Origin of the sequence: Bdellovibrio sp. (assembly GCF_047637665.1) — a bacterium.
GTDB lineage: Bacteria > Bdellovibrionota > Bdellovibrionia > Bdellovibrionales > Bdellovibrionaceae > Bdellovibrio.
Map to the genome: position 1 here is coordinate 1 of NZ_JBLJBT010000037.1, position 7,065 is coordinate 7,065.

5 protein-coding genes and 1 pseudogene are annotated in these 7,065 nt (G+C 45.1%); 4 read left to right on the forward strand and 2 right to left on the reverse strand.

All coding sequences use genetic code 11. The features are described 5' to 3' along the window. Together ACM64D_RS12500 and ACM64D_RS12505 are read left to right on the forward strand one after the other, a co-directional pair. Positions 1-1,152: outer membrane lipoprotein-sorting protein (locus tag ACM64D_RS12500; RefSeq protein ID WP_415063556.1), on the forward strand; the 1,152-nt coding region annotated here is incomplete at its 5' end. A gap of 119 nt (positions 1,153-1,271) precedes the next feature. After that, positions 1,272-1,700 (forward strand): hypothetical protein, encoded by a 429-nt coding sequence (locus ACM64D_RS12505; RefSeq protein WP_415063557.1) that lies wholly within the window; start codon positions 1,272-1,274, stop codon positions 1,698-1,700. A gap of 48 nt (positions 1,701-1,748) precedes the next feature. Here the strand turns inward: ACM64D_RS12505 and mgtA are convergent, their stop codons facing one another. Continuing rightward, positions 1,749-4,295: a magnesium-translocating P-type ATPase gene (gene mgtA, locus ACM64D_RS12510; protein WP_415063558.1), complete on the reverse strand. Its 2,547-nt coding sequence runs from the start codon at positions 4,293-4,295 to the stop codon at positions 1,749-1,751. Between the two features lie 81 nt (positions 4,296-4,376). Between mgtA and ACM64D_RS12515 the strand changes: the two genes are divergently transcribed. After that, the gene (locus tag ACM64D_RS12515) at positions 4,377-4,919 is read left to right on the forward strand and encodes a flavin reductase family protein (protein WP_415063559.1); all 543 of its coding nucleotides are present in this window, start codon (positions 4,377-4,379) and stop codon (positions 4,917-4,919) included. 142 nt (positions 4,920-5,061) lie between these two features. Then, a complete protein-coding gene (locus ACM64D_RS12520; RefSeq protein ID WP_415063560.1) occupies positions 5,062-6,507 on the forward strand; it encodes a methyl-accepting chemotaxis protein in 1,446 nt (481 codons plus the stop codon). Here the strand turns inward: ACM64D_RS12520 and ACM64D_RS12525 are convergent. Beyond that, a pseudogene (locus ACM64D_RS12525) lies at positions 6,504-7,065 on the reverse strand (hypothetical protein); the annotation flags it as partial. The gene ACM64D_RS12520 and the pseudogene ACM64D_RS12525 overlap by 4 nt on opposite strands.

A 7,065-nucleotide genomic window follows, 5' to 3' on the forward strand; every position in this document is an offset into this window, starting at 1 on the left:
GGGTTTCTGGCCCTCTCTGAAACTCCGATCAAACCCAGTATTGCAATTATTTTTTCCATCGCCCTGGGTTTGGCCTTTAACAATACGGTCTATCTTTTAGAAAGATTGCGACACATCCAAAAAACATCAAAATCAAAAAATCTCGAGATAGAAAAAACATTATGGAGGGAAGGCAACCCTTGTTTAATCTCGACGATGACTCTTCTGGCCGGCTTCTCCGTTTTTATGGCTTCTTATTTTGCCATGAATCGTATTTTCGGTTTCTATATGCTTTTATCCATGCTTGCTGGCCTGGTTGGAGATTTGATTCTTCTTCCAACATTGTTGAAAACTTGTCCCTGGCTCTTGACTTCAGTACCTTGGAAAAAGGAGAAGATTATGGCGACTGTCTCATCATTCTTATTGGCGTTTATCATTTCCCTTTCACCCACTCCGCTCCACGCCCAAGGCGTCACAGTTGAAAAGATCGGAGAAGAAATGAGTTCCCGCCTGCGCTCCCGCGATGAGGAATTTGTCGTGAATATGAAAATCATAGAGGCCGACGGGTCCAGCAAAGATCGCCAAATGCAGATCTGGCGACTCAGCCCCCAAAAAAAGGAGCACTACCTTTTAGTTCGCATGCAAAAGCCCCAGGATTTAAAAGGAACGGCTTTACTGGCAACACTCAAGGGTGAACAAGAAGATAAGTGGATTTACCTTCCCTCCACGAAGCAGACTCGCCGTTTGACGGGAGAAAGTGGCCAAGGAGGAATTTTGGGATCCGAACTCAGCACCGAAGATTTTGACTTCAATCGCGAACAGGGCGCACAAAATAATTTAAAAAAGGAAATTGAAATCAAGGGAAAGAAGTATTTCCTTGTGGAAAGTGACGTCAATACCAGCTCTGCAAGCTATTCAAAGATTATCAGCTATATTGCCGCCAGTGACTACCTGCCCATGAAATCGGAGTGTTATGACAAGCAAGGAAAGCTCTTAAAGGTTTTGGATATCAGCGGCTACAAGAAGATCACTCCCACAAAGTGGCGCGCAGGCAAAATCAGAATACGCAATGTGCAAAACAAGCGGGAAACGGAAATCACCATCTCTCAAGTGAAGCTCGATCGAAATTTAAAACCCAGTCGATTCACGCCAAAAGCGCTAGCCGAAGATTAGAAAGTCTTCAGCGCTGCGCGTTGGTGTTTTTTATCGTGGAGTCAATTTGACTCTGTTTAAGTTGGCATTCTCTTTGAAATGCAAACCTTCATCTCAATAACTAGATGGAGGAATAATAAATGAAACACCTTGCAAGCATCATCGTTATCACATTCTTTGCGTTGAATTCTTTTGCTGGGGGGCTTGGCGATTGGATTCGCCCGGACCGTCCTGCTCCATATCCTGGCGGCGGTGGACGCCCTAATGTGACTTGTTCTTACTCTGACGATGGTTGGGAAGAACACTGGCGTGGACACAACAGTTGTCAAGAATGTCTGTCCAAACATGGAAACTGCAATGAGACATGCAATGCCACCTTCACAGTCTGTCAGGCTGAAGGCACCGACTACCGTGGTTACAAAATGACCCTGGAAGGGCGAGGTAACTATCGCTACGAAGCCGAACGTCAAGCGATGGACCTCTGCCAACGAAGCTATCGCTATGGCAATTGCCGCATCACGAACTGTAATGATCGATCTGAGCGCGTTTCTCAAAGACGTTGCCGCTAGAAACTGACCCCTCTTAAACGTTGATGGCAAGAAGAACACTCTTTGCCATCAACGTCTTCTTTCATCGTGGCCGATCCTCGCCTGACTATAAAACCAATGTTTTACAATCTCGACAATAGTCAAATAGCAAATCACGATGCCTCCTAATATCAGAAAGAATTTAAAGCTTAAGGGCGCAAACCCGAGATCCTTGGCCACCGGGGAATAGGGAAGAAGTATTGCGATTAGAACAGCCATCAGGGAGGTTAAAATCAAAGCGCCACTCGCTCTGCTTCTAAATACGCTTTGTCTGGTTCGAATAATGAAAATAACCAACACCTGAGTCGCAATGGACTCTACAAACCAACCTGTATGAAATAAAACCTGATCCGCATGAAAGAGGCGGATCAAAACGTAAAAGGTCACAAAATCAAAAAGAGAACTCAAAAGACCTATGATCCACATAAAATTATGAACAAAACGAATATCCCAATGCGTGGGGTGACGAAGACTTTTCATATCTACCCGATCCAAAGGAATCGCGATTTCTGATATATCATAAAGAAAATTATTTAAGAGAACTTGCAAAGGAAGCATCGGCAAAAAAGGCAGAATCAAAGCGGCCCCCGCCATACTGAACATGTTTCCAAAATTAGAGCTTGTCGCCATCATTATGTACTTCATGATATTTAGATGAGTTCGTCGCCCCTCAAAAATCCCTACCAGCAAAGTTCTTAGATCTTGTTTCAAAAGGACGATGTCGGCCGCTTCCTTCGCCACGTCCACGGCTCCCTCCACAGAAATCCCGACATCTGCAGAATGCAACGAAGGAGCGTCGTTGGCGCCGTCCCCCAAATATCCCACGATATGTCCCCTTTTTTTGAATGCCATAATGATACGATTTTTCTGGGTCGGAGAAACTCGACAAAACAGATTCACACTCTCCACCCGTGCTTGCAAAGCGGGGTCATCCATTTCTTGGATTTGTGCCCCCGTTAAAACCCCCGTGACTTCCACACCCACCTGCTGGAATAAGTGGCGCGAAACCAACTCACTGTCGCCGGTAACCACCCTGAACGACACATGACTTTCTGAAAGATTCTGAAGAACTGTTTTGATCCCGGCCTTAGGTGGATCGTGAAAAGCAGCAATACCTGCAAAGACCAATTCTGTTTCATCGCTGACATGTGCATGGAGACAATCTTTAGAGACCTCCTTCCATGCAATGCCGATGCCCCGAAAGCCTTGACCTTCCAGACTGCGACTTAAATGAAAAATCCCCTCTCGGGCCTGCGGATCAAGATCATAGGTTTTTTCAAAACTGCCTTGTGAAAACAAATTGGAAAGACCTAAGATCTCTTCCATGGCCCCTTTGACGATGAGAATTCGGTGCCGCCCATCATCCAACAAAACAGAAACCCGACGTCTTTCAAAATCAAAAGGAACCTCGTCGATCTTCTGCCAGGACCTGACATCCAACTCCTCATGTTCGATAATGGCGCGATCAATCGGACTGCGATATCCTGTCTCAAAAAAGCTGTTCAGATACGCCAACTGAAGAACTTCAGAGCTATCCTCCCCTTTGACGTCAACATGCCGCTCAAGAATAATTCTGCCCTCGGTTAAAGTTCCCGTCTTATCAGAGCACAGAATGTCCATACTACCGAGATTCTGAATAGAACTCAGTCTTTTCACGATGACTTTCTTCTTGGACATGCGCAACGCCCCTCTAGACAAAGTCACCGTGATAATCATCGGCAGTAGCTCCGGAGTGAGTCCTACGGCCAACGCCATTGCAAACAGAAAGGATTCAAGCCACGGACGATGAAAAAGAACATTCACTAAAACAACAAAGAGAACCATCGTCACCGTCAAACGCATAATCAAATTGCCAAACTGATGAATACCTATATCAAAGGCCGTCGGGGGAGAAATTTGAGAAAGCGATTTGCTAATTTCCCCAAGGGATGTTTCCATTCCGGTCCGACAAACTAGCACCTTTGCACTGCCACTGACAACCGAGGTTCCCAGGAAGACGGCGTTTTCCGCGCGACTTATCTCTTGAACTGGCGATTCAAGCTTCACCTTTTTTTCTACAGGATAGCTTTCGCCGGTTAAAAGAGCTTGATTGATAAAGATGTCTTTCTCTTCCAGAATCACTCCATCTGCAGGAATTAAATCGCCTGCCCCGATAAAGACGATATCTCCGGGAACTATTTCAGACAGAGCCCGCTCTTGACGTTTTCCATCTCGCAAAACCGTTGCGGTGACGGCCACAGAGGCTTTTAACTCTTCCGCCGCTTGCTCGGCCCGGTACTGCTGATAGAAATCCAAAGAAACACTCATCAATACGATCAGAACGATTATGATAAATCCAGTGACATCCCCGGTGGCGGCAGAAATCGAGCTCGCTAATAATAAAATGATGACAAGGGGATTTAGAAAACGTGAAAGCAGTTCCTTCAAAAAGTGCTTGGGGGGTGTTTTGAGAAGATTAGGACCATACTTTGTTAATCGCTCTTCGACTTGGTCACTCGCAAGACCTATTTCATTTGTCTGCAGATCCTGCAATAATTGCGACGTTGGTGTATTCCAAAACAAGGTCCCCTTTTCCATATTCAAGCCCTTGCCGGTTGCCGTTTTACATAAAACCCACAATGCTCTTATCTAACCATTGTTATTGATAGAAAATAAGACATGGGAAACTTCAAACCTTATCCTCTTAAAGAGGTCTATCGACTTATTGAACCAGGCCCCGTCGTTCTGGTCACCACGGCACTTAAAGATGAGAAAAATATAATGACCATGTCTTGGCATACGATGATTGATTTTGAACCTCCTATCATCGCGTGTGTTGTCAGCAACAGAAATCACAGCTTTAACATTCTAAGGAAGTCTAAAGAGTGTGTTATCAACATCCCCACCTCCAAAATTGCCCAAGAAGTCGTTGGCTGCGGCAACACCTCCGGAACCAACAAGAACAAGTTTGAATACTTTCATCTCACCCCAACGGCCGCGTCCACCGTGAAGGCTCCTTTGATTAAAGAATGTTATGCTTGTCTGGAATGCAAAGTTATAGACTCTAGTTTGGCCACTAAGTACAACCTCTTCTTTTTAGAAGTTAAAAAGGCTTGGATACGGAAGGAAAAGACTAAATACCCCGCCACGCTTCATCACTTTGGCCGAGGTCACTTCATGCTTCCCGGAAAAATCATAAAAATCGCTTCAAGAATGAAATAAAAATCCATTGGTTCTCATGTATTTAATTTCTATTTTTTCAAAAAAATTCTCGTAAATACCTGAAAAAATCCTCCGATAAGGTGGAGGCAATGATGCACAACAAGGCATGCAAACTAGACCTTTGCCAGAAATGTGAACCACAATGAATTTCTTCTCCTCTCTAAAACTCAGTCATAAGCTTGCAGTCTCTCTCGGACTTATCATCCTTATTTTTATCGGAGCCGGAGTTTTTACAAACACCTCAATGGGGCGACTTGGAAAAATTCAAGACGAAGGGGCCCGCCGCTTTCATGACAGCCAAGACGTGGGGGCCATCCTCGCAAGAATGGAAAGCTTTTATGCGATCGTTGGGGACGCCGTCATCAACATGGACCTAGAAGAATCTCGAAGAAACCTGGACGAGTTTAAAAACCAAGCCGAAGAGGATATTAAACACATAAAAGAACTCGTAGATAGCCCTGAAGAAAAAGTCGCAGCTGAAGCATTCGACAAAGCTTACCGAGGATATATCGATCTTTTTGAAAACAAGCTGCTTCCCGCTTTAAAACAAACCAGCACCATTGATGCAAATATTCGAAGTATCGATGATATGATTGATAAACAAAGAGATCTCACCCGCGAGCCTCTAGAGATTATTTCAACCTCCCTTAAGAAAGAGTCCGACAAAGGTGATGAAAACTTCGACGCTATTTTTAAGTCCGGCCAATTGTGGTCTTTGATTATTTCTTTAACTGGTGCCTTAGCATCGGCTCTGATCGCCTTCCTGCTTTCACGTTCTCTCACTACCTCCTTGCGTGCTGTGACTCAAACTCTTTCCTCGGGCTCTTCCGAGGTGACTATGGCCTCAGGACAAATGGCTCAGGCCGCGCAAACACTTTCGTCATCATCAACAGAGGCTGCGGCGTCTTTAGAGGAAACTGTCGCAAGCCTTGAGCAACTTTCCAATATGGTCAAACTCAATTCAAATAATGCCAAAGATGCGGCTTCCTTATCTCAAGAAAGCACTTCCATCGCAGAGGTCGGAGATAAAGAGATGTCACAGTTGGTGGCTGCTATGGGAGATATTTCTGATAGCTCGCGAAAAATGAGCGATATTATCAATGTCATTGATGACATCGCCTTCCAGACCAACCTTTTAGCTCTTAACGCCTCCGTGGAAGCCGCTCGAGCAGGAGAGCAAGGGAAAGGTTTTGCCGTTGTTGCTGAGGCCGTAAGATCATTAGCACAGCGAAGTGCAAGTTCCGCAAAAGAAATTGATGCTCTTATTAAAGACAGCGCTGCAAAGATCAATTCCGGCGTTGAAATCGCGGGCAAAAGCCGAGACACCTTAAAAAACATCGTCACTTCAGTCAAAAAGTCCAATGACCTCACTGGACAAATCGCCGAAGCCAGTCTTGAACAGGCCCATAGCCTTGAGCAGATCAATAAAGCCATGAGTCAGCTCGACCAGGCAACACAAAATAACGCTGCCTCTGCTGAGGAAACCGCCGCAACTTCTGAAGAACTCTCCGCTCAGAGTGAGATTCTTCGAAAGACCGTGGTCACCTTAACGGAGGTTGTTGAAGGGAAAAATCAGACTGTCTCTTAGATCGCAAAATGATCGAAGACGTGATTGGCAAAAACCACTTCTTCCTCCCAGTCCAACGGGTCCTCCGGTAAATACAGAGGATCCTCGGACCTCGCTGGATGCATAGCCAGCAGTTCTTTTTGAGCCTTCTTCCAATAGCGCTGCTGCCATTGTCGGTTTGTATTGAGAGTAAAGATTTCGCTTAACTCCAAACCTCGCGTGACGGCCTCTTTATTCATTTTCTTCTGTCCAGGGAAGATATAATCCACCGCTTTGGGAATATCCGCAGGTTCAATCAACTCAAGCGTAAGATAGGTGACATAAAGAAGAACCTGCAGATAACGACGATATTCGTTTTTTGACTTAGAAAACCACTTATCGTCACCGCCTGGGCGATAAATAACTTTATACTTTTCAAAGACCGGGGACAAGCGACCACCAATTTCATCCCCTAAAACCAAATCTAGAACAATCACCAGACTCTCGGCAAAATTCAAATAGCGACAAAAGTCTTTTTCTTCAATAGGAGGTGGCGGCAACAATCGCCACAAAATGCGATGATTCTGTTCATGAAAAACC

Coding starts and splice junctions, on each gene's coding strand:
- ACM64D_RS12505 (WP_415063557.1), top strand. CDS start 1,272: ATGAAACACCTTGCAAGCATCATCGTTATCACATTCTTTGCGTTGAAT.
- mgtA (WP_415063558.1), bottom strand. CDS start 4,295: ATGGAAAAGGGGACCTTGTTTTGGAATACACCAACGTCGCAATTATTG.
- ACM64D_RS12515 (WP_415063559.1), top strand. CDS start 4,377: ATGGGAAACTTCAAACCTTATCCTCTTAAAGAGGTCTATCGACTTATT.
- ACM64D_RS12520 (WP_415063560.1), top strand. CDS start 5,062: ATGAATTTCTTCTCCTCTCTAAAACTCAGTCATAAGCTTGCAGTCTCT.